The following is a 20,734-nucleotide window of genomic DNA, read 5'->3' on the forward strand; positions in this document are numbered from 1 at the left end:
ATCTCCGATAGCGATTACCACCTCTTGGCTTCTGCATGTATGGAGGTCGGTCAATCGGTCGAAAGTGACGACTTTGTGTCAGTAACGGGCTACACCGAGCATGCATTTGACTACCTGGGCGTATGGATGGGGGACAACCGGCCAGACGCGGCGTGGCGGAGCGCGAGGTCGCTGGAGGCTGGGGCTCGGTTAAAGGACCAGTTGGGTGCACCCACGGCCAGCGAACTACTCTTGGCGACCAAGATCGGCGACCGTGACACCCCGACCGTCCGCTGGAAACTCAGCCGCGACGCGCTGCTGATGTTCGACGCCGCGATCCGCGAAGTCCTCGATGACCACGGTGCCTACGATCCCCCCTTTTGGGAACTGCCCTTACGAACTGGCGCCGACGAAGACGACTTCCGCGCCCTGCACCAGCAGATCAGAGACATTCTGGCGGCCGTCGAATTGGTTGCTCAGCAGGCTGGTCCTGGGCCCTCCGTTGTGTCGGTGACGACTCCGGGTCCGTACACAATTACGGTGCCCGCCGGTACGACGGGGATCGCTTACGCGCTGATGGGCGGCGGCGGAGGCGGCGGCGCCTACGTCGCCAACGGCGAGCTCAGGATGGTCCCGCGAGGATCGCGCGGCGAACCCACAACCGCATGGCTGAACGGTGTCGAGCACGCCGCTGCGGGCGGGCATGGCGGGATCAGCACTGAATATGCCCATCAGCCCGATGCCAACTGGGCAGCGGGTCAGTCCACGCCGAGCTTCCTTCCGGAGTCGTTTCCGGCGGGTTTTGTTATCCCCGGTGGTGTCGGCGGAGTCGCCGGGAATCATTCGCCGGGCGGCGATGGTGGCGCACCCGGTGCAGGTGGCGGACCCGGGGCAGCCCGGTTGGACCGGTTCCCCTCCGGCAGCTATGGCGGGTCAGGCGGGTTTTCCGGCGAGCACCGGCAGGGCCTCACGTGGCTGCCGGACGACTCCACCGAGTCCGGTGCCATGCAGATCACCGGCGCCGTCGGTGCCGGCGGCGCAGGCGACCCGGGCACTAGCGATGGCGCCTTCGCCGGCGGCAATGGTGGCGGCGGCGCTGCGTACTTCGCATTCCTCGACCGCCCCGCACACATTGGGGGCGAACTGGCTCGTGAGGGAGATCGAGAATGATTTATGTAGCGGCAGCCGAGTTGGGCGACGGTGCCATCGTCGATTTGTCCCTCGCGAGCGAGAGTCTTCTTCGGCGGGTGTGTCGGTGGGTCTTCGAAGCGGTCGGCAGTGACCAGGTCTTGGCGCGGACGGGGTATCCACCGCATGCGTATGAATACCTGTACGTATGGCTGTTGGAACACCGGTCAATGAACTTCCTCGCCCGGCGTCTTGTCAGGGAGCGGGAAGCCGTGGCTGCTTTGGAACGGCGGCTGGGTTCGTCTGCCACGGCAAGCGAATTGCTGTTGGCAACCAGAATCGGCGATAGCGGCATGCACGTCCTCCGCGTGAAATTCAACCGCGAAGCGCTTGTCATGTTCGACGCCGCGTTTCGTGAAGTCCTCGGCTACTTCACGTCCACCATCGGCCGCGAGCAAGAATTCCCACTACGGAGCCGCACCAAGGAAGAAGACCTCCACACCATCCGACAGCAAATCAAAGACATCCTGGCCGCGGCCGACCCGGCTGCCCAGCAGGTTACTTCCCGTCCTTCCGCTGCTTCGGCCACGACTCCGGGTCCGGTCCGTAGCGACGACGAATCCGCGGCGGGCAGCACTGACATGGTCAACGTCGAATTGACCGGCGACGAACAGTTGCTATTGAGGCATGGTCTCATGCAGTGGGGCCAAAGAGGTCGGTGTACGGATGCGATGGCCATCGCAATGGGCTTTGACACCGTCCGCAATCTGTTCACGGAGTGTCGCCAGCTGGACCGCCAGGTGGAGCGCAGGGAACCGATGTCTATGGCCGACTGGACCCGCACGCTTCTGGCGACCGAGATCTGCTTCGCCAGCGACGTCGTCGGCGCAGGTCTCGATTGGGATGCCACCGCCGGCGACAATGCCTTCACCTTCGAGGTTCTTCGCGGCCTGCAACGCAAACTGTCGGCGGCAGGAGTGCGGGCGTGGCAGCGGATCGAAGGTTCTCCGGTTGAGTTCGGCCCCAAAGATGCTCCTTTGGTGACTCCCCCGAGCATGGACGGTCGCGACTATAGGGACTATAGGTACGAGACGAACATTGATGAGCTGGTCGCAATCGAGTTGACCGCCGACGAACATCTATTACTCAGGAGTGGTCTTGGGCATTGGAGCGATCCAGGCCGGTGCACGGATGCGATGGCCATCGCGATGGGCTTTGGCAGCGTCGGCAATCTGTTCGCGGAGTCTCGCCGTCTGGACGGCTTGCTGCAACGCGGGGAACCGCTGTCAATTTACGATTGGACTCGCACGCTTCTGGGCACCGAAGTCTGCTTCGCCAGCGGCGTCCTCGGCGCAGGTCTTGATTGGGATCATCCCGCCGATGGCGATGATGTCTTCACCATCGAGGTTCTTCGCGGCCTGCAACAAAAACTGTCGGCGGCAGGTGCGCGCGTACGACGGGTTGTCTCAACGCCTCCTAGATCGCCAAAAACAACGAAACTCACAATGGCCTATCAAACCGCAACACGGTTGGGCGACGGCGTCATTATCGATATCTCCCCGGAGGATCACCAGCTTCTCAGTGCTCTGTGTCAGGCGGTCGGTGAAGCAGTCGGAAGTGCCCAAGTATTGATCCGGACGGGCTATACCAAGCGTGCCTATGACTACCTGCTGTTATGGATGGCAGAAAATCAGCCAGATGCCGCCCGGCATCTCGCAGACAGGCAGGGCATGCATGCTGATTTGAAGGGCCAGTTAGGTTCGCCCACGGACGATGAATTGTCGTTGGCAACCAAAATCGGGGACAGCGATGTTCCTACCGTGCGCTGGCGACTCAGCGTTGACGCACTGAAGATGTTCGATGCCGGGATTCGCGAAGTCCTTCGCTACTTTGCGTCCAGCCCCGGCCTTCTGCTGGAACTGCCCCTCCGCACCGGTTATGACGGGGAAGACTTCCGCACCGTGCAGCAGCACATCAAAGGCATCCTGGCGGACGTCGAATCAGCTGCTGAGCAAGCTGGTTGTGGGCCTTCCGTTGTGTCGGTGACGACTCCGGGTCCGTACGCCATCTCCGTGCCCGCCGGCACGACGGGGATCGTTTTCGAACTGATCGGCGGCGGGGGAGGCGGCGGCGCCTACGTCGCCAATGGTGACCTCACGAGTGTCCCGCGAGGATCGCGCGGAGAATCCACCACCGCAGTGGTGCAAGGCATCGGGGACTACGTCGGCTCGGCTCCGGGCGGGTATGGCGGGATCAGTACCGATTATCCCCATCCGCGGGATGCCAGCTGGGCCGTGGGGCAGTCGCCGTGCGCCTTCACTCCCGCACTGTTCCCGAAGGGGTTTGTCATCCCCGGCGGTATCGGCGGAGCCGCAGGAAATAACTCGCCGGGCGGTGATGGTGGCGCGCCAGGTGCAGGTGGCGGACCCGGGGTAGCCCAGCGTGACCAGTCCCCATCGGGCAGCTATGGCGGTTCGGGTGGATTTTCCGGCGAGCACCGTTCAGGCCTCGTGTGGCTTCCCGACGATCCCACCGAGTCCGCGGCCATCCAGATCACCGGCGTCGTCGGCGCCGGAGGCGCAGGCGACCCAGGCGCCGACGACGGCGCCGTCGCCGGCGGCAAGGGTGGCGGCGGGGCTGCGTACTTCACCTTCCGAGAAGACGCCCCGCCACCGGACGCACTAGCCCACGCGAACGAACAAAAGCGGCGATACGTCGAACGCCAACGCTCGTTGCCAATCGGGCCTGCGTATGTCGAGTGGGAGCCCCTGTTCATTCGTCGCGCCGAGTTTAAGCTCCCGCGCATGCGGAGCTGGCCAGATGACGATTGGGATGAGGACACCGGTGCCGATCCCAGCAGCTAGCTCGGCAGCGACGAGTTATCCGCGATCGCCCGGTAGACGACCGACAGCGGCAGGCCGCTGGCGTCGGTGAGCACCCCCACCGTTGGACTTGACCCACCGGGCTGGCCGGCCCCGACCAGGCATGAGCCGCCCATGTAGCCGAAAGTGATTGCCGGACTCCGGGTTTGACGAAGCTCGGCAAGCGCCGCCTGACGGTGCGGTAGGCCGCCGACACTACGCCGGTCTCCTAGATCGAGCACCCGCAGTGCGTCGACCTTGCTGGTCGGTTCGACGATGCGTGCGCCGACCCCATCGCCGATCACCTCATACCGGCCGGTTGCGGCGTCAAACCCAGCGCTCGGCAGGCCGCACACAACGCGTCCCATAGCTGCGCCGGCGCGCGGCCACGATCGCCAGCGGCACCCCCCGGTGAGCCGGGACGTAGCCCAAGGCAACTGGAAGAGGTGCCGGGCGGCTGATTGTTGCCCAAGTCCCGGGAGTAGCGACGCGCATACCGCCGGTCGTTGCCGCAGCCCGTCACTGAGGAGTCTGCTGCCCAGAATCGGCCTGACGTACTGCGAGAAAGTCGTTCCAGTCGCGTTTGGCATACCCCGCCCAACGCGTGGCGGTAACGCTATCAATGGCGAGGAGGTCGGCTAGTACGGCAGCCGGTAGGTCTGCTGCCATCCCGATCAGGCCCGTGTTGCGCCCGCCTCGGATCGTGAGGCCGCTGTCTCTAAGTCGCTTGCCGAACCCGCCCGAGTCGACTGGGCGACCGGGGGTTCGGCCGGGGAACAAGAGTCGGTCTGATGTCTTGGGTTCGGGCAGGGTGGAGCGTCGGGTTGGACGCGGTAGTTGTGCGAGTAGTTCGGCGAGTTTGGGAGGCAACACCATGTAGTGATCGCGCAGGGTGAGGTAGGAGTGGCCGTCCTTGGCGTGTATTTGGTTCTGTCGCAGTCTAAGTACCCGGCTGGTGGTGATCCCGTACAGCAGGATGAGCGCACCGCCGGCCCGAAGGTCGATGTCTATGGTGTCGTCGTTGAGGCATCGGTGGAGTTGCTCAAGGTGTGCGGCTTCCTCGATGAATACTGCGGGCGGGCTGGGGTGGCCAGCCGGGGCGGAGGCGCCGTGGGTGATGCGGCGTTGGGTGGTCCAGTGCAGGAAGGGCCGGATCTCTCGGTGTCGCCAGGTGCCGTCTGCCAACCAGGTGTCGATGTCAGCCTGGTTGATGGTTGCGAGGGTGCGTCGGCGGGTGTCGAGCCAGGTAAGGAACTCCGATGCGACACATACCTGGCGGCGAATGCGTGCCGCGCCGGAATTACTTAGTGGTTGTTTGGCTCGGCGGGCTCGGTGCAGGAGGTACCAGATGGCGTAGCTGCGGACAAGTTGTGCGGGTTCGGTGGCGTGGTTGGCGAGGTATCGATCGAGCCATGGCTCGATCCGTTCGAGGTATTCATTGCGTGGCGGCAATATTTCTGTGCGAACCAGGATTTCACGTACGTAGTTGACGTGACGGCCGGGTCTGAGCTGGTCGAGTGCATCGTGAGTGATGGTCGTTCCGGTCGACGCCAGGTTCGTGAGAAGCTCGGCGGCGGCGCTCTTGCCGAGCCAAATCGCTACGCTGCGTGGATCATTAGCGTTGGCGAGGGCGTCCGCCAATGGTTTCAGTTGCGCCGGGATGGCACCATCGGGCCCGGCCATTGCGTTGTGCAGCAGTTCGGCCGTGTGGCAGCGGCTGCATTGGTTATGCGCGCGGATACCCGGCTGGCCACAAGTGGTGCAGCGGTAGTCAAGCTTGCAGCCACAACACGGACCGCAGACCCGGCGCCCGTTGGGGTCAAATCCGATTAGAACCGCCTGCCGGCCGCAGGACGCGCACTGTGACGGGTACATTTTCGCTCTGTGGACGCACGGCGTGCAGACGGGTCCAGCCGGCCAATGGCGTCCTACTTTGCGTCGTTGTTGGCAGAACGCGCAGGTCGACTTCGAATGTGATGAGCGTATCCCGGTATAGGTTGCCGTCGTGATAGCGCGGCAGGTGCTGCACAAGTGCGGGCCCAGGACACTGCCGCTCTGTCGCCGCCGGGCGACCCCACATAATCCGCATACCCATACCGTGTTGGCTCTGGCGTAGCAGGTAGTGCAGATGCGTCCTTCCGATGTCACGTACGGGGCGCGGCGACGCTGTCCGCATCTGCAGCAGGTGTCAATGCGCGGCGGCGCGCAGGTGGGACAGAGCACCCCGCCGTCAGCGAGTCGGCGTGCTCGCCGACCGAGCCGTCCGCACTTGCTGCAGTGTTTGCGTGACAACGGGTCTCGGCTGTAACAATTCGTGCACACGAGCCCGTCGGGAAGCTTGATCCGCCTGCTGACAAAGGTTTTCGCGCATCGCGCGCACGTGAACGGCTCACTGCGATCTCGGCAGCGGCTGCAAATGCGACCGGTGGGACCGTTCGCGGTCAATGGTGCACGCTGTTGACAGTTTGTGCAGGCGGGTGGCATTACCGAGGTGTGGCCATCCGCCAGCAGCACACGCGTCAGGCGTATGAGCCCACGTGGGCAGGAAGCGTCGGGGTGGAGCACCGAATCACCATGAGTGGCCAGATATGCGTCGACCTGGTTCAGCGTTTTGGGGCGGTGTATTCGAGCAGCGTTGAGGAAGCGGTTGGCATCTGCAACCGATAGCTCGGGAAGGGCGTGGACCAGGTGAGTGCGTACCCGGTGCCACGCGTCGGGATTGAAGTTCGCGGACCCTTTCATGAGTTGTGATCCGGGCGACGCACAGTGGTGCGTCGCACCTTCGGCACCACTCGCGGTTGGCCACCGGAAACCTTCTTGACCGGTTGATTGACGGTCTCGATTTCGATCAGGTCATTGGGCGAGCATTCAAAGATGTCGCACAGCGCCGCGAAAACGTCCATGGAGAGCCGTTGAGGAGGCGAAGTGACCAGGCGAAATACCTGCTCCCTCGACAGCACCACACCACGTTCGGCCAACAGCGGAACTAGGTCGGTTGTTTGGTAGAGCTCACGCTGCGCCATCAGCGCCCGCAGCCGCCACTGATAACCCATTTTCTTGATCACTGCCGTTCCTGCCTGACGGCAATGCCGCGTTTTGTGAACGCGTCACGAAGCAAACGGTTGCGGTACTCATCGGAGACGTGACTGTAAATCGCCGTAGTGCTGGCGTAGGAATGACCGACCTGGTCCTGCACGAAGCGTTCTGGGTAATCGAACTCGGTCAGATGGGTGACGTAGGAATGGCGCAGCGAATGCAGGTCGAGGTCCCCGGGCAGACCCGCGGCATCGCGCGCCGCCGTAAAGGCCTCATTGGCGGCGCGCTTCGACAGTCGCCCGCAGCGTTCGGTCACCCATAACGCGGGATGGCGACCTGGTCGAAAACATGGACGAACTTCATCCAGGTAGCAGGCCAGGACTGTCACAATCCAATCCATTTCTGGCACCGTCAGCACGACACGCCGCTTCGGCGAACTACCTCGCGTCGCCTTGCCGAATCGTACAAACACGCCGCCAAAGCGACCGTAGGACGGTACCTTCGGATTCGACCTGAGATCCACGAGGTCTAGTCCCACCGCTTCTTGTCGACGTAGCCCATAGGCGTAAACAGCCTTCAACAACGTTGAGTCCCGCAACGCCGATAATGCTCCCTTACGATGGTGACGTCGCGCCCGATCGACCAACCCGTCAGCGGCATCGAAGAGCTCTTGAACCTCGTCATAGCTCAGCGGGCGCCGTCCCGACCGTCCCTCGAACTCGTTGACGTGGCTCACCGTGTTCCAGTCATGCAGAATTTGCGCGGGAGTCTGCCCGAATCGCTCCGCGCACAACGATGTCCACCCATATCGCTGATCAGTGAGGAAGCCACAGAACAGCCGCAACGCGTTTTGATATCCCCGCACCGTCGAATCAGACTTCGGTGCGGTGCCCGACAGCAGATAAGAGAAAAACGCGTCGGCGTCGTCGGCTTGCCACTGCCAGGGATATGTTCCGGTGAACTCCGCGAAGCGTCGCACCACACTCGCCCGTGCTTGAATGGTCGCCGTCCTGCACAGGCGAGCGCGCTGCTGATCAGCCCAACCTGACAACATCGCACGGAACACCGTAGCTTCTGAGTCCAACAGGAGGACCTCGGAGTTCAACGACGGAGCCGCTGACCCCGGCAACTTACCGTCCATATCTCTGTTGTAACAGATACAACAATGATGCGCCAGGTATAAGTGGCCTGGTAGCGGCTCGGCGATAAGCAACCGAGGCAATGTTGGAGCGCAACTCACCAACAATTATGCTGACCTTGATTCGCGCAATTATGTTGCGGTGGATGCAATTCCGCTCGTTCACGGCAAAAGTGGGAACGGTGCATGCGTCCGCAGCTGGAATGAGCAACACCAACGAGCACCTGGTACGCGCCGAGCTTCGCGCCACACGCGGGGCGGTGCGGCAGACGGGCTTCTTCCCAGCCGCGCCGGGTCGGGCGAAGCGTCACGTGCGAGATGCTACCCGCCACGACCAGAAGGAAAGCGCCTGCGGCGCTTGCAGCTGTTTGTTGAACTTCTGCCTTTCTGGCCTCCGATTTTGCCGGCGGCGGCCCGCTGCGCGCAAGGCCACGGCCTCCGCTTCGCTACGGGCACAAGGCTCACAAAGTGCCCGCTGCGCTCGCAGGCTCGCGGCGATCACTTTGCGCCCGGACCTTGCACTTCGCTGGGCTCGCGCCGGCCGAAATCTTCGCTGCCAGCACGGCAAAAGATCGGGCGGCCCCGACAAGGACGCCCCCACCTTTGGAAGGTAGCGACATGACCGACATCATCGACCCACAGACCGAGCACGCAGTTGCGGAGGACACCAGCGCGGGCACCCTGGTGCACGTCGACCCCCATGCATTGATCCTGGAAACCAACGTGCGCGACGACGCGGCGCTCGACAAGCAGTTCGTGGCCAGCATCCAGGAGCACGGCGTGCTGATCCCCATTGCCGCTGTGCAAGACAACGACGGCAAACTGTGGGTCCGGGCCGGTCAGCGCCGCACCCTGGCCGCCCGCGAAGCCGGTCTGGCCACTGTTCCAGTCTATGTGCGTGCCGCCGGTGTTGGCGACGACAAGACGCTGTTGGTCGAACGGGTCGCGGAGCAGATAGTGGAAAATGACCAGCGCCGCCAACTCACCGATGCCCAGCGGGCGCGCGGGATCCAGCAGATGATCGATGCTGGAGCGTCCATCACCAAAGTCTCCAAGAAGCTCTCACTTGGCAAGGACACTGTCAAAGCTGCTGCGGCTGTGGGCAAGTCGGACACCGCGATGCGCAGCCTGGCAGAGGGTCAGCTGAGCTTAGAAGAAGCCGCTGCGCTCACCGAGTTCGAGGAGATTCCCGGTGCCGTCAGCCGCCTGATGCAGGCAGCCGGAAGTCGGCGCTTCGAACACGTCGTGTCCCAGCTGCGTCAGGAGAAGATCACCGCTGAGGCAGAAGCCAAAGCGGCCCAGCAATACCTCGCGGCGGGCTTCACCGTGCTGGACGAACAGCCCCCACTGGACCCCGAATGCGTTCCGCTGTACCGGCTGCGCACCGCCGAGGACGCCCAGGCCGACGAGAGCGCAGTCACCGACCCCTCGCATTGGGCGGTGGTGCTCTTCGAATCCGAGGGCCTGGCCGATGTCGAGACGGGCGCGGTCGTGAACGAGGACGAGGTGGACTGGGATACCCAGGACGACCCCAAGGCCACACCCGCCGCAGGGTTGCGCCATGCATCCACCGTCACCGAAACGATCGTGTTCACCCCGCAGTACTTCTGCCTGGATTACCGCGCAGCGGCCCTGACCCCCGATGAGCGGTTCGCCCGCCAGACGGGGCTGGTCGGGTATGACAACCCAGCGGGATGCCCGGTCGATCTTGACGACGAAGCACGCCAGGCCGAACGGGAACGGATCGCAGCAGAGCGCGCCGAAGCCGAAAAGCGTGAACGGCGAATGGTGTTGGCGCTGAACAAGCTCGGGGTAGCCGCCCAGGGAGTACGCCGGGAGTTCGTCAAGAAGATGCTGGCCCGCAAGACCGCTCCCAAGGGTGCCGCCATCTTCGTCGCCGACTGCCTGGCCCGCGACGGCTACCTGCTGACCGGTCACAACGCCGCCGAAACAACCGCTGAGCTACTCGGGCTCGACAGCGCCCAATCGGTCAGCAAGGTCGCTGCCACACTCGCGGCCACCGCCGATGCGCGCGCACAGGTCATCACCTTGGGCCTGGTGCTCGGCGCGTTGGAGTCGCGCACCCTCAAAGACTCCTGGCGCAACGCGGCGACAACCAACCACTGGTCACACCACGTGACGGGTGGCGACTACCTCAAATGGCTGGCTGCCAACGGCTACACGCTGGCCCCCGTAGAAGAAGTCATCGCCGGTGACAAGACCGCCGACGAGGTCTACGACCTGCACCGTGCCGAGGTCGACCAGAAGTAACCCGCCCGTGGTGGGGCCAGGCGCACGGAGTCCTGGCCCCACCACCATCACATATCAGTTGCCTGCACGTCCGACAAATGGCGTAAGGGGCCGGTGGCTGAGCTATTTCTTCACCCCCCAGGAAGATGACTGTGCGCGAGCAGCTAAAGGACTTGCAGATGATTGGCATTTGTGAAATAGAGAACCTCTTGACGACATTTTCGGCGGGAGCGACACCGTATACGGGCGGTGCAAGGCTAGCTCTGAAATAGCAACGGAACGGGAAGGGCTGTATCTCGTTCACGACCTGGGCCCCGCCGTGTTCGGATTTTCTGAAAGCTCGCGGTGTCGGCATCGATTACGCCGATCGATCACGCTACGGGCAGGGCCCCCACTGCCCGCGCCACAGACCGCGAAACAAAAGCCCAGAATCGGCAGTGATAAACAGCACACGACGCGCCGAAAACTCTTAATAACTTTCTACAAACCGACGTCGCATAGCCAAAAGCAGCCCATTACAATTTCTGGTAACGACGCAAAAGAAACCTGCAAGAGGAGTTCCGCACCATGTCGCCAATAACCGTCTACACAAAGCCATCATGCGTCCAATGCAAGGCGACATTCCTTGCTCTGGATAAAGCCGGGCGCAATTACGTGGCGATTGATATCACCCAGGACAGCGAGGCCCGTGACTACATCATGAGCCTGGGATACCTCGCCGCGCCGGTGGTTTACGTCTCCGACGACGAGCACTGGTCAGGCTTTCGCCGCGACCGACTGGCCCGCGTGGCCTGAACACCCTGCCCCCCTCCGCACCGAATGGACAGTTCCCATGACCCTGCCCACCACCGCCGACCTCGACGACGTCGAACGCGAACACATCCGGCGCAGCGCTGATCTGCGCACCAACCTGCTTGCCCACGTCGCCAACAGCATCGGCATCACACAACACGCCCTGAGCACCTTGCGGCGGTTGCGCGACAACGACGTCTACGACACCGAGTTCATCGACGGCCGCGACGGTGACGACATCGGCGCCTTCCTCAACGACTCGATCCGCTACCTGCGCGCGGCCTACGCGGTCGTGCACGCCGTCATCGACAAGGAGGTCCCTTAATGTCTGAGCACACCGGCGGCACCGGTGCCTCGTTGGCGACAGTGCGCGATGCCCTGCACAGCGCAGGGCAATTCGTGCGGCCACGCGGCGCGGATGCATTCATGGCCAGCTGCCCGCTGCACATCGATCACAGTCCCTCGTTGTCTGTCACCTGGCGGGCGGCCACCACCACAGGTCGCGGCGGGGCGGTGCTGCTGCACTGCTTTTCCTGCAGCGCCGCCGTCGCCGACATCGCCGGGGCCCTCGGACTGCGGGTCACTGACCTGTTCGATTCCCCCCTACCCGCACCGACGCCGGACAAGTCCAGGTCCCGGCCGGCGGCGCGGCGGCCAGCCCGTGCCGGCAGCGCACTGCGGCCGCTACCACCGCGCATCACCGCCGAACCCCCAAGCGACAACCACCACTGGCGGCGCGTGCGGGTCTACACCTACACCGACCAGCGTGGTCGTCCCGTCCAGCAAGTGATCCGGCAGGAGTGCTGCTGCACCGGGCAACAGCACAAGCGGTTCCAGCAGCGTTACCGCGTTGGCCGCCAATGGGTTTACCGCAAACCGCCGGAATTCACCCCCGTGCTGTACCGGGCGGCGGCGATCGCCACGGCCCAGCAGACCGGTCAGCCGGTGTGGATCGTCGAAGGGGAAAAAGACGCCGATACCCTCACCGCAGCGGGTCGCCTGGCGACCACGAACCCCCAAGGTGCGGCGAACTTCCCCCCAGCACTGCTCGCCCAGTTCGAAGGGCTGCGCGTCGCTGTCGTCGCCGACAGAGACCTCAGCGGCTACCGCCGCGCGACGGCACTGTCGGCGCAGTTGCGTGGCGTCGCCACCGAGGTCACCCTGCTGCTGCCCGCACTTGAGGCCGACAAAGCCGACCTCACCGACCATATCGAGGGCGGGCTGTGGGATCCCGCGCACCCGTGCGGTGGGCTGCTCGAGGTCACCGCAGCCGATCTGCACGCGCTGACGCTGGCAGCCCTAGCAGCACAGGCCGCTCACCGTTGCGCCATCGCGATCACCGAACACCAGGCACACCAGGCTTTATGGAAAACAGGACCGGGTAGCGTGCACGCGCTGGCGCGTTGGCGGGCCGAAGCCGGCCACCAGTTGCGCATCGTCACCGACAGCGATCAACAACTACAGCGCCATGCCCGGGAGAACCCAAGCGCGCTCGCCCATCACGCCGTGACGGCCACCGCAGCGGTGCGCTCACAAATCCACGACACCTACCGCCGTATCGGCGCGGGTCACGACGGCCTGAAGGAATCAGCATGAGCACCATCGCCGCAGACGCCGCGATCACGCGCCGCGCCGCCGCTGCCGTCACCGGTGGCCCCACCGCCCTTCCCGCCGCCCACACGGCGCGGGTCTGGATCGAAACCCTGACCGCCAGAGCCCAACTGCGCTCAGAACGGCACATCCACCACCGACCCCGTCCCCGAGAAAAGTGACCGCAGCCATGACCACGCGAGCCAGCCTCTTCAGCATTGTCACGACCATCTGCGTCGCCGCCGCCATCCTGACGGCCCCGCACGCCTTCGCCAAGGCCGTCATCATCGAACCCGGCGAGCGGATCGACTACATCAATGCCGATGGCGGCAGAAACCAGTACTGCACACTCGGTCACGTCTACAACGGTGCCGATATGCACGTCTACGCCGTCACCGCCGGACACTGCCGCAACAGCACCAACGGCTCTGTCCGTACCGAGCGCAGCGGCCAGACCGGAACATTCCTGCGGACACTGGTCGAACCGGCCAGCGCCGGCGGCGCTGATTACGGACTGATCGACTTCGGCATCGACCCCCTGGCCGGTGCCTACATCGGCGAAGTCCGAACCATCAGCACCAGCCATCCCGAACCCCAAATCGGTCAAACCGTCTGCCGCAGCGGCATATCCAGCGGCACGCACTGCGGCACTATCGCCGACCGGCAGGGTCGAGACCAATACCTGACGACCGGCATGCCAGACAGCATCCCCGGAGACTCCGGGGCACCGGTATGGACCCGAAAAGGCAATCGCCCCGCCGAAATCATAGGAATCTGGCTCGGCGAGAAGATCACCGGCGTCGGCCGCCACACCTATGGGCGCTTCGCCAGCCTGGCTGAAGGACTGCGAATCCTTGCCGCAAACTAAGCCCAAAAGAGCATCAGAACACGGGGAAGTCCGGATCGACAGGCACGAAATCGAAGCGCACCGGCGGTTCTGGGCGCCGTCCCGTCACCACCCACTCCACAAACGACGGCGGATACCCGCCCGGCAGCTCCCCAAGTAACTGCACCAACGACTTCTCCATAGCGCCCAGGCTACGACCAGGTCACCCGCTTACGCATCGGCCGATGAAAATTCGGCCGGCACATCCGCGCCGCCCTGCATGCCGAGGAACGTCGCGCACGGAGAACTTCAGCGGTCAGCGGGTTGCGAGTATGAGCGGCGAGGGCACCGCCGCTGTCAACCCACGCCCGGCCAGGCTCGCCCGTTCTGCGCCCCGGGCGGGGCCCGGGGCTGCGCCCGTGCGGCGCCGGCGGATCTGCGACCCTACGCACGCTCGCCCCAGGGCGCACGCGCCCGGGCTCGCCGGGCCGCACACCCCGCCTCCTGCTGCCGCCGAGCTCTGCGGGGTTGACAGCGCCACCTCACCGCTCCCCCGCACCTGCGCGCCGACCGGCGCACCCAACACACACAGAACGGAGAGCACCCATGACGAAATCCGCCGCACCCCTGCACGTAACGCCGGCCGCAGTCATCACCCACAGCATCGTCTCGATCAACGGGGAGGTGGACCCCGACGTCACGGTCCAGCACGCTCGCACACCGGATGCGCGCATCGCGACGACCATCGGCGGCGTACACATGAGCCTCTACAACTGCCAGACCGCCCAGGGCTTACTGGAGGCCTTCGCCGCCACCCGCGGCCAGATGATGCACCTGCCCCGCGAAATCCCGGTCAGCCCCGCACCTGCCGAGCGGCCCGCCGGGCGGGCGATGATGTCCATCGAGTGGACCCGTCCGCTGGCTTACGCCGTCCTTGCGCACGAGGCGCTCAACAAGCTCAAAACCGGGACCGTCCACTGGGTCGAGCTCTACACCGGCCCGATCACCTGGCAACTGCGCGACCGCGCCGCCCTGCTGTCGCTGATCGAGGCATTCAAGCGCGTCCACCATGTCGCAATCGCGGTCTTCGCCGACGGCGAGCAATACCAGGCGGACCCGAGCGAGCTGGGCTACCCCGCGGCCTAAAGCCGCAAGTGCCCCGGGGGCCCGGCCGCTTCCCTTTCGCGGAGCGGCCGGGCCCCCGTTTCTTCCAAGGCCCCGTCGCGCCCGGCCGGTGTAAACCACCCGGCCCGAGATCCCCAGCGCCACAGAGACGTTCGCCGGGCAGCGGGTGCCCACGATAACCGGGCGGGGACGCGGCCGCTCAACCCACGCCGCAACCGCGGTCCCGCCGTACCGGGTGACTGTTTTCGGCCCTGCCAATCGGCACGCCCAAGGCGCTGCGCGCCGGGCGGGCCGCGGGCCGAAAACCCGGCGACACCCCGGTGCGGACTCTGCGGGGTTGACTCGCCGCCCGCCCGGCGCGCCTGCACCCAGCGCCGACCGGCGCACACCGCACCCCACAGGAAACGGAGACCCCACCATGACCATCACCGCCGCCACCTGGGCCACCACCAGCCACCCCGACGAGGCCCAGTCCCTACCCCACTTCGACCGGCCCGACGCCGATCCCACTGAACTCGACTGTGACATCGACGAACTCGCGGTTGCGCAAGTTGCCTGCGACGGGCTGAGGCTGCGACTGCGCGGAGCCGAGCGGGACGAGGCGATCCGCCGCATGCACGGCCGCGTCGCGACGGAATTGATCGCCTGGCGGCTCTATACCACCAAACGCACCGTCAACCGCGTCGCAGCACGACTGGGCCTGACACAACACCGCTGCGGTGAAGACCTCACGACAGCGGAACGCTGATCCAGTCCCAAGGCGCGCAGGCTGCGGCTGGTCCCTCACCGCGGGGCCGGCTGCAGCCTCGTGCATGCCCCTGGCTGCTGCACGCGCCGTTGCCCACCTCCCGGTGGGCATCAAATCCGCAGCCCCTCACCTGTTTTGCAGTCAGCGCGGTGCTCAGTATGACCGGCGGGATGAAGGCCGCCGTCAACCTGCGCCGGGCGCGGGCTCGCCCGTGCTGCGCTACCGCCGCCCAGGGGCGGCTCCCGCTGCGCCCGTGCGGCTTCGGCGGCATTTGCGGCCCCACCCGAGCTCGCCCAAGGCGCTGCGCGCCGGACGAGCGAGGCCGAAATCCGCCTTCTGCCTCTGCGCCGGGCTCAGTTGACCGCGCCGCCCGCCGGTCCCCCACACACCCGTGCGCTGACCGCGCGAATGCGGCACAGCCACAACGGAATCGGAAAAGGCCACGAGGCCACCAGGCCAGTCAGCGGCAACCGGCACAACCGAAAGGGACAAGACCATGACCATCATCGAGCGCAAGACCCTAGCCACCATCGACGGCTTCGCCCTTCAGGCACGACTGCTACCCGATCCCGACGCAAGCCCCCACGCCTGCCTCGGCTACTACGACAGCGAAGCTGTGGTGGCCTGGCACCGCGGCCACTGGCGCTACGTCACCACCGAAGTCGCCGCCAGCAAGGCCGGCATCGTCTTGGGCGCGGCATCGCTGTCGGGCTGCGAGTACGGCTCGTTTCCTGTCGACGGTGAGTACCAGCGCCTATCCCCGTTGGACGGAGACGACGACGACTTCGCCAACGGCTACGGCCCAGACCTAATAGCGCAAGCGATCTCAGAAGCCAAGGCCACCCTGGCGCAGCTTCACGCACATCCATGAGCACGCCCAGGACATCTCAAGGCGCGGCGTCACCGAACCCATTAGCACCGAAAGGACAAACACGATGACACACCAGCACATTCAGCCCAATGCAGGCCGCGATCCCTTCGCCGGACACCGCGTCGCGGTCTACAAGAACCTCCACAAGCAGGCGTGGTCGCTGCGGGCACTCGATGGCCCCCACAAAGGGCGCGTCGTCGCCCACGCCCACGCGGTCGGCCTCACTCGCTGCCACATGCACATCTACGAGCGGATCCGGCTGCGCATCGCTGCCGGTGCCGCCCGCGAAGTGCACGCCTGGATCGTCGGCACCCTCGCCGAGGTCGAACTGGCCCAGCCCCAACGGATCTCCTACCGGCCACACGAACGCGGCACCTTCATCATCGCCGCCACCGGGCAACCGATCTGGACTGCCGACGCCGTCCTGTTCACCGACGCCGCCTACATCGAGACCGCCGAGGAGCACCGCATCCCCTCACCATCTCACCAGTCGGCGGGGCGCCCAGCATGACCGGCGGGGCTGCTGTCGCCGTCAACCGCGGCCGCCGCGGGCCCTCGCCCGTTCTCGCTGCGCTCGCCCGTGCGTCACCGGCGGCATGTGCCGCCCCACCGCGACTCGCCCAGGGGCGCTGACGCGCCCGGCTCGCCGCAGCGACACATCCGCCTCCCGCGCCCCCGTCGGCTCAGTTGACCGCGCCGCCCCGCCGGTCCCCGCTCCCCCAGCGCCGACCGGCGCCCACCAAGCAACACCACAGAACGGAGAACACGTCATGGGCCAATACTTCACACCCACCTTCCTCAGCAGCGACGGCCGCATCGTCGCCGCACTGGACCCCGCGGACTACGGTTCGGGCCACAAGCTTTACGGCCACACCCGCGCCGACACCCCGCTCATGGCCGCCGTGCAGACGCTCTTAAGTCTCGACGGTGGCCTGCGGCTGGCCTGGGCCGGCGACTACGCCGACAACGAACCAGGCGCGGACACCAACCTCTTTTTCCTCATCGAGGACAAGCACTTCGTGCGCTTCGAGGGCCTGGTATGCGACGACGTCGACCCGAACCGGGCGATGCCGGCTACCAGCCTGGGGACGGCCGGGTACCTGTGCAACCTCGACAAGCAGCAATACATCGCCGACGACGCTCTGCGAACCGACGTCGATGGCCACCGCCGCACCCCGCTGCCACTGCTCACCGCCGAGTACGGCGACGCCGACGCTGATGCTGCACGACGCGCCTACGGCGGCTGGGTGCGCGACCGGATCTGCTACACCCAGACGACACCCCCAGCCGGCTGGGCAGCGGTACCCGCCGGCAGCGACGGGTAGCTGCGCGGGCGCGACTCTGCCCGGCCCGCTCCCGGTGGGCCGGGCAGCTCCGGTGTTCTGTCGCAAATGAGCGCACACCCCGCGCCCCGCTGTTACGGTGCCGCCGCGCAAACCGCAGCCGCTCACCATTTTTCCAGTCAGCGGGTCGCCCAGAGTACTTCGGGATGGGCCGCAGTCAACCCGCTGCACGCAGACCGTGCGGGCGGCGGAAGACATTTGCCGCCCTATCAGCTCGCTGACGCTCGCGGGCGACAAATCCGCCCGCACCGGCCCGCCGCGGGTTGACAACACGCCCCATCCCTCAGTGACCGCGACCCCGCGCTGACCGGCGCACCACTCAGTAGCCAGAACGGGAGAAACGCCATGTCTTACAACGATCTTCGCACCCCCGCCGACCTGCTCGCCGCCTGCCCCGCCCTGCTCAAATATGTGCCGACCAACAGCATGGTCGTCTACCTGGTACAGCGGGCGCCCAACGGCGGCATCCGCGTACGAGACGTGGTGTGCTTCGACATCACCATCACCACCAGCCAAGCCGCCAACTTCCCCACCATCTGCGCCTTGCGCTCCGATCGCTACGACGCCGCCATCCTTCTGGCGATCTGCGAGCAACGCCACGACATCCACGCCAGACACATCCTCGACACAGTCCGAGAGGCGCTGCAACGCAACGGGGTCGGGGTGCTGCGCCGGATCTACGCACGAGACGTGACCACACCCGGGCACTGGCTGGACGCCGACACCGGCGATCACGGCGACACCTACCCCTACACCGACTCGCTGCACTCCGCCCGGCTCGTGCACTCCGGAACACCGATCCACCGCACCCGCAACGACATCGCCGCCGCCTTCGAGCATCTTCCGCCCGCACCGCCCGTCGCAGTCGCCGACCACGCCAACCTCGTCCTTGACACCTTCGATGACATCACCGACATCCTGCTGGGAGGCCCCCACACCGACCCCACCCTGGCCACCCGCGCCGGCATCGTCATCACCGGCCACCCCGCCCTGCGCGACGCCATGATCGGCCTGGCGATCGACCAGCCGCTCGCCGCCGCGGACCTGTGGACCCACATCGGCCGGCGCCTACGAGGCCAACCCCGCGCCGAAGCCCTCACCATCGCCGCCGCCAGCCTGTGCCTGCAGGGCAACACCGTCCACGCAACGCTTGCACTCCAAGCCGCCTTCGCTGAAGCCCAAGCCACCCACACTCCCGACCCCGATCTGGCGGTCGCGCTCGACAGCAAGCTCACCGAAGGCCTCGGACCCACCGAAATCCGTGCCGCCATCACCGCAGCATTCGCCCGCCGCGGCGACGGTCCGCCCCAACCGTGACTATCCATGCCCTGGCCGCTCGGCAATCCCGGGCGGCTGGGGCCACGTCCCCCCTCTTTCGTCCGGCTCCCGATCCGAAACCCGCAGCCCCTCAACCTTTTTGCAGTCAGCGGGGCACCCATCGTACTTCGGGGCTGGTCGCAGTCAACCCTGCCAGGGGCGCGCGGCGGGCGGCGGAGGACATTTGCCGCCCTATCAGCTCGCTGACGCTCGCGGGCGACAAATCCGCCCGCCCCGGGCCCCCTCCCGAGGGTTGACAACACGACCAATCCCTCAGTGACCGCACCCCAGCGCCGATCGGCGCACCACAACCAGTCACAGAACGGAGAAACATCATGTCTCAGATCAGCCTTCGCACCCCCGCCGACCTGCTGGCCGCCGCGCCCTGCCTTCTCGGATTCATCCCCACCAACAGCCTGGTGATCTACCTCTACCAGCGCACCGAAGGCGGCACCATCGGCATCTACTGCGCCATGCGACTGGACCGCACCGCCACGATTGAGCAGATTGCCCAGCTGCCCACCCACGACGTGCTCTCCGATGGCGTCGTCGCCGCCACCGTCATAGCGATCTGCGACCATCACGACGACGATCACGTCGCCTCACTCATGGATGCGGTCCGCGATGTGTTGCAGGCCAGCGGCATTCGCGTTCTGCACCGTCTCTACACCCGCAACGTGACCGAAGCCGGTCAATGGCTCGACATCGACACCGGCAACTACGGCCAGACCTACCCCTACACCGATGGCCAGGCCACCGCCGAATTCGTGTTGAACGAAGGCAAGCAGATCCGCAGCAGCCGCCAGGACATCACCGCGGACTTCGGGTACCTACCGGCTGCACCACAGATCGACATTGCCGACCACGACGAACTCGCTGCCAACGCCCAAGCCGAAATCGCGGCAATCCTGCAGGGCGCGACACCCATCACCAGCCCCACCCTGGCCGCCCGCGCCGGCATCGCCATCACCGGGCACCCCGCCGTGCGTGACGCCATGATCGGGCTTGCTGTAGACCACCCCGCGTCCGCGGCCGACCTATGGACCCACATCAGCCGGCGGCTGCGTGGGCGCCCCCGCGCCGAGGCACTCACCGTCGCAGCGGCATGCCTGTGCCTCGACCGTGACACCATCCGCGCCGGCATCGCGGTCCAAGCCGCTCTCGCCGAAGCCGAGTCCACCGGCACCCCCCGGCCCGGCCTGGCCAACCTGCTGGAAGTCGCCCTGAACTCCGGTATCAACCCGGCCAAGATCCGCGACGTGCTCATCACCTCCACCGCCGGCCAACCCCGCCGCGCCCACTAAACCGGCGCCGAACCCGGGCCCGGCCAGCTCTCCACCACGGAGGGTTGGCCGGGCCCCCTTTTTCTTCCCGCCCTATCCAGGCCAGCGACCGCACACCGGGGCGGGGCATGGCTCGTAGCGCACGAAATACAGAACCCTCAACATTTTTTGCAGTCAGCGGGGTGCCAAGTTTGACCGGCGCGGCTGATGCCGCCGTCAACCGCGGCCGCCGCGGGCCCTCGCCCGTTCTCGCTGCGCTCGCCCGTGCGCCACCGGCGGCATGTGTCGGCCCTACCCAGGCTCGCCCAAGGCGCCGCGCGCCGGGCTCACCGGGGCCGCACATCCGCCTCCCGTGCCCTCATCGCGCCCAGTTGACGGCGCCGCCCCGCCGGTCCCGCACACACCCAGCGCCGACCGGCGCACACCAACAACACCACAGAACGGAGA

The 20,734-nt window shown here is 65.8% G+C and carries 20 protein-coding genes; 15 read left to right on the plus strand and 5 right to left on the minus strand.

Annotation, left to right across the window (positions count from 1 at the left end; all coding sequences use genetic code 11):
• Positions 1-201: 201 nt before the first annotated feature.
• On the plus strand, positions 202-1,149 hold the full coding sequence (locus tag JX552_RS31355; RefSeq protein WP_205878822.1) for a hypothetical protein: 948 nt from the start codon (positions 202-204) through the stop codon (positions 1,147-1,149).
• On the plus strand, positions 1,146-3,971 hold the full coding sequence (locus tag JX552_RS31360; RefSeq protein WP_205878823.1) for a hypothetical protein: 2,826 nt from the start codon (positions 1,146-1,148) through the stop codon (positions 3,969-3,971). The genes JX552_RS31355 and JX552_RS31360 overlap by 4 nt, the downstream gene beginning before the upstream one ends.
• Here JX552_RS31360 and JX552_RS31365 read toward each other — a convergent pair.
• From JX552_RS31365 to JX552_RS31380, 4 genes are all read right to left on the minus strand, one after another.
• Entirely contained in the window at positions 3,968-4,336 is a 369-nt protein-coding gene (locus tag JX552_RS31365; protein WP_205878824.1) for a hypothetical protein, read from the minus strand. The genes JX552_RS31360 and JX552_RS31365 overlap by 4 nt on opposite strands.
• A 151-nt stretch (positions 4,337-4,487) precedes the next feature.
• Positions 4,488-5,651, minus strand: coding sequence for a hypothetical protein (locus JX552_RS33065; RefSeq protein WP_241011296.1), 1,164 nt, complete (start codon positions 5,649-5,651; stop codon positions 4,488-4,490).
• A gap of 1,055 nt (positions 5,652-6,706) precedes the next feature.
• The gene (locus JX552_RS31375; protein ID WP_205878826.1) at positions 6,707-7,033 is read right to left on the minus strand and encodes a helix-turn-helix domain-containing protein; all 327 of its coding nucleotides are present in this window, start codon (positions 7,031-7,033) and stop codon (positions 6,707-6,709) included.
• Positions 7,030-8,145, minus strand: a complete 1,116-nt coding sequence (locus tag JX552_RS31380) for a tyrosine-type recombinase/integrase (protein WP_205878827.1) — start codon at positions 8,143-8,145, stop codon at positions 7,030-7,032. Before JX552_RS31380 ends, JX552_RS31375 begins: the two co-directional genes overlap by 4 nt.
• Positions 8,146-8,760: 615 nt before the next feature.
• Here JX552_RS31380 and JX552_RS31385 point away from each other — a divergent pair.
• The 6 genes from JX552_RS31385 to JX552_RS31410 all read left to right on the plus strand — a co-directional run bounded on the left by JX552_RS31385 (position 8,761) and on the right by JX552_RS31410 (position 13,642).
• On the plus strand, positions 8,761-10,413 hold the full coding sequence (locus JX552_RS31385) for a ParB/RepB/Spo0J family partition protein (RefSeq protein ID WP_205878828.1): 1,653 nt from the start codon (positions 8,761-8,763) through the stop codon (positions 10,411-10,413).
• A 546-nt stretch (positions 10,414-10,959) separates the two neighbouring features.
• Complete coding sequence (gene nrdH / locus JX552_RS31390) at positions 10,960-11,187, plus strand: glutaredoxin-like protein NrdH (RefSeq protein WP_205878829.1); 228 nt, start codon at positions 10,960-10,962, stop codon at positions 11,185-11,187.
• Positions 11,188-11,224: 37 nt separating this feature from the next.
• Positions 11,225-11,509, plus strand: a complete 285-nt coding sequence (locus tag JX552_RS31395; RefSeq protein WP_205878830.1) for a hypothetical protein — start codon at positions 11,225-11,227, stop codon at positions 11,507-11,509.
• Positions 11,509-12,780 carry a toprim domain-containing protein gene (locus tag JX552_RS31400; RefSeq protein WP_205878831.1) on the plus strand — a complete coding sequence of 424 codons (1,272 nt, stop codon included), beginning with the start codon at positions 11,509-11,511 and terminating at the stop codon, positions 12,778-12,780. Before JX552_RS31395 ends, JX552_RS31400 begins: the two co-directional genes overlap by 1 nt.
• Positions 12,777-12,956, plus strand: coding sequence for an amidohydrolase (locus JX552_RS31405; protein WP_205878832.1), 180 nt, complete (start codon positions 12,777-12,779; stop codon positions 12,954-12,956). The genes JX552_RS31400 and JX552_RS31405 overlap by 4 nt, the downstream gene beginning before the upstream one ends.
• An 8-nt stretch (positions 12,957-12,964) precedes the next feature.
• Positions 12,965-13,642 (plus strand): chymotrypsin family serine protease, encoded by a 678-nt coding sequence (locus tag JX552_RS31410; RefSeq protein ID WP_205878833.1) that lies wholly within the window; start codon positions 12,965-12,967, stop codon positions 13,640-13,642.
• Between the two features lie 13 nt (positions 13,643-13,655).
• Here the strand turns inward: JX552_RS31410 and JX552_RS31415 are convergent, their stop codons facing one another.
• Entirely contained in the window at positions 13,656-13,802 is a 147-nt protein-coding gene (locus JX552_RS31415) for a hypothetical protein (protein WP_205878834.1), read from the minus strand.
• Positions 13,803-14,206: 404 nt separating this feature from the next.
• Between JX552_RS31415 and JX552_RS31420 the strand changes: the two genes are divergently transcribed.
• The 7 genes from JX552_RS31420 (at position 14,207) to JX552_RS31450 (ending at position 20,308) form a co-directional block, all read left to right on the plus strand.
• Positions 14,207-14,746: a hypothetical protein gene (locus JX552_RS31420; protein ID WP_205878835.1), complete on the plus strand. Its 540-nt coding sequence runs from the start codon at positions 14,207-14,209 to the stop codon at positions 14,744-14,746.
• A gap of 397 nt (positions 14,747-15,143) precedes the next feature.
• On the plus strand, positions 15,144-15,473 hold the full coding sequence (locus JX552_RS31425) for a hypothetical protein (protein WP_205878836.1): 330 nt from the start codon (positions 15,144-15,146) through the stop codon (positions 15,471-15,473).
• A 496-nt stretch (positions 15,474-15,969) separates the two neighbouring features.
• The gene (locus tag JX552_RS31430) at positions 15,970-16,344 is read left to right on the plus strand and encodes a hypothetical protein (RefSeq protein WP_205878837.1); all 375 of its coding nucleotides are present in this window, start codon (positions 15,970-15,972) and stop codon (positions 16,342-16,344) included.
• A 64-nt stretch (positions 16,345-16,408) separates the two neighbouring features.
• Positions 16,409-16,855 carry a hypothetical protein gene (locus tag JX552_RS31435; RefSeq protein WP_205878838.1) on the plus strand — a complete coding sequence of 149 codons (447 nt, stop codon included), beginning with the start codon at positions 16,409-16,411 and terminating at the stop codon, positions 16,853-16,855.
• A 259-nt stretch (positions 16,856-17,114) separates the two neighbouring features.
• The gene (locus JX552_RS31440; RefSeq protein ID WP_205878839.1) at positions 17,115-17,669 is read left to right on the plus strand and encodes a hypothetical protein; all 555 of its coding nucleotides are present in this window, start codon (positions 17,115-17,117) and stop codon (positions 17,667-17,669) included.
• Positions 17,670-18,032: 363 nt separating this feature from the next.
• On the plus strand, positions 18,033-19,004 hold the full coding sequence (locus JX552_RS31445) for a DUF4192 domain-containing protein (protein WP_205878840.1): 972 nt from the start codon (positions 18,033-18,035) through the stop codon (positions 19,002-19,004).
• A 335-nt stretch (positions 19,005-19,339) separates the two neighbouring features.
• The gene (locus JX552_RS31450; protein ID WP_205878841.1) at positions 19,340-20,308 is read left to right on the plus strand and encodes a DUF4192 domain-containing protein; all 969 of its coding nucleotides are present in this window, start codon (positions 19,340-19,342) and stop codon (positions 20,306-20,308) included.
• Positions 20,309-20,734: the final 426 nt, after the last annotated feature.

It is taken from the genome of Mycobacterium gordonae (genome assembly GCF_017086405.1).
Taxonomy (GTDB): Bacteria; Actinomycetota; Actinomycetes; order Mycobacteriales; family Mycobacteriaceae; genus Mycobacterium; species Mycobacterium gordonae_D.

Bases quoted from the DNA above. Each gene is read 5' to 3' on its own strand.
- JX552_RS31365 (WP_205878824.1), bottom strand. From the start codon at position 4,336: ATGGGACGCGTTGTGTGCGGCCTGCCGAGCGCTGGGTTTGACGCCGCA.
- JX552_RS31405 (WP_205878832.1), top strand. From the start codon at position 12,777: ATGAGCACCATCGCCGCAGACGCCGCGATCACGCGCCGCGCCGCCGCT.
- JX552_RS31415 (WP_205878834.1), bottom strand. From the start codon at position 13,802: ATGGAGAAGTCGTTGGTGCAGTTACTTGGGGAGCTGCCGGGCGGGTAT.
- JX552_RS31400 (WP_205878831.1), top strand. From the start codon at position 11,509: ATGTCTGAGCACACCGGCGGCACCGGTGCCTCGTTGGCGACAGTGCGC.
- JX552_RS31440 (WP_205878839.1), top strand. From the start codon at position 17,115: ATGGGCCAATACTTCACACCCACCTTCCTCAGCAGCGACGGCCGCATC.
- JX552_RS33065 (WP_241011296.1), bottom strand. From the start codon at position 5,651: ATGGCCGGGCCCGATGGTGCCATCCCGGCGCAACTGAAACCATTGGCG.
- JX552_RS31410 (WP_205878833.1), top strand. From the start codon at position 12,965: ATGACCACGCGAGCCAGCCTCTTCAGCATTGTCACGACCATCTGCGTC.
- JX552_RS31430 (WP_205878837.1), top strand. From the start codon at position 15,970: ATGACCATCATCGAGCGCAAGACCCTAGCCACCATCGACGGCTTCGCC.
- JX552_RS31435 (WP_205878838.1), top strand. From the start codon at position 16,409: ATGACACACCAGCACATTCAGCCCAATGCAGGCCGCGATCCCTTCGCC.
- JX552_RS31395 (WP_205878830.1), top strand. From the start codon at position 11,225: ATGACCCTGCCCACCACCGCCGACCTCGACGACGTCGAACGCGAACAC.
- JX552_RS31420 (WP_205878835.1), top strand. From the start codon at position 14,207: ATGACGAAATCCGCCGCACCCCTGCACGTAACGCCGGCCGCAGTCATC.
- JX552_RS31445 (WP_205878840.1), top strand. From the start codon at position 18,033: ATGTCTTACAACGATCTTCGCACCCCCGCCGACCTGCTCGCCGCCTGC.
- JX552_RS31450 (WP_205878841.1), top strand. From the start codon at position 19,340: ATGTCTCAGATCAGCCTTCGCACCCCCGCCGACCTGCTGGCCGCCGCG.
- JX552_RS31380 (WP_205878827.1), bottom strand. From the start codon at position 8,145: ATGGACGGTAAGTTGCCGGGGTCAGCGGCTCCGTCGTTGAACTCCGAG.
- nrdH (WP_205878829.1), top strand. From the start codon at position 10,960: ATGTCGCCAATAACCGTCTACACAAAGCCATCATGCGTCCAATGCAAG.
- JX552_RS31425 (WP_205878836.1), top strand. From the start codon at position 15,144: ATGACCATCACCGCCGCCACCTGGGCCACCACCAGCCACCCCGACGAG.
- JX552_RS31385 (WP_205878828.1), top strand. From the start codon at position 8,761: ATGACCGACATCATCGACCCACAGACCGAGCACGCAGTTGCGGAGGAC.
- JX552_RS31360 (WP_205878823.1), top strand. From the start codon at position 1,146: ATGATTTATGTAGCGGCAGCCGAGTTGGGCGACGGTGCCATCGTCGAT.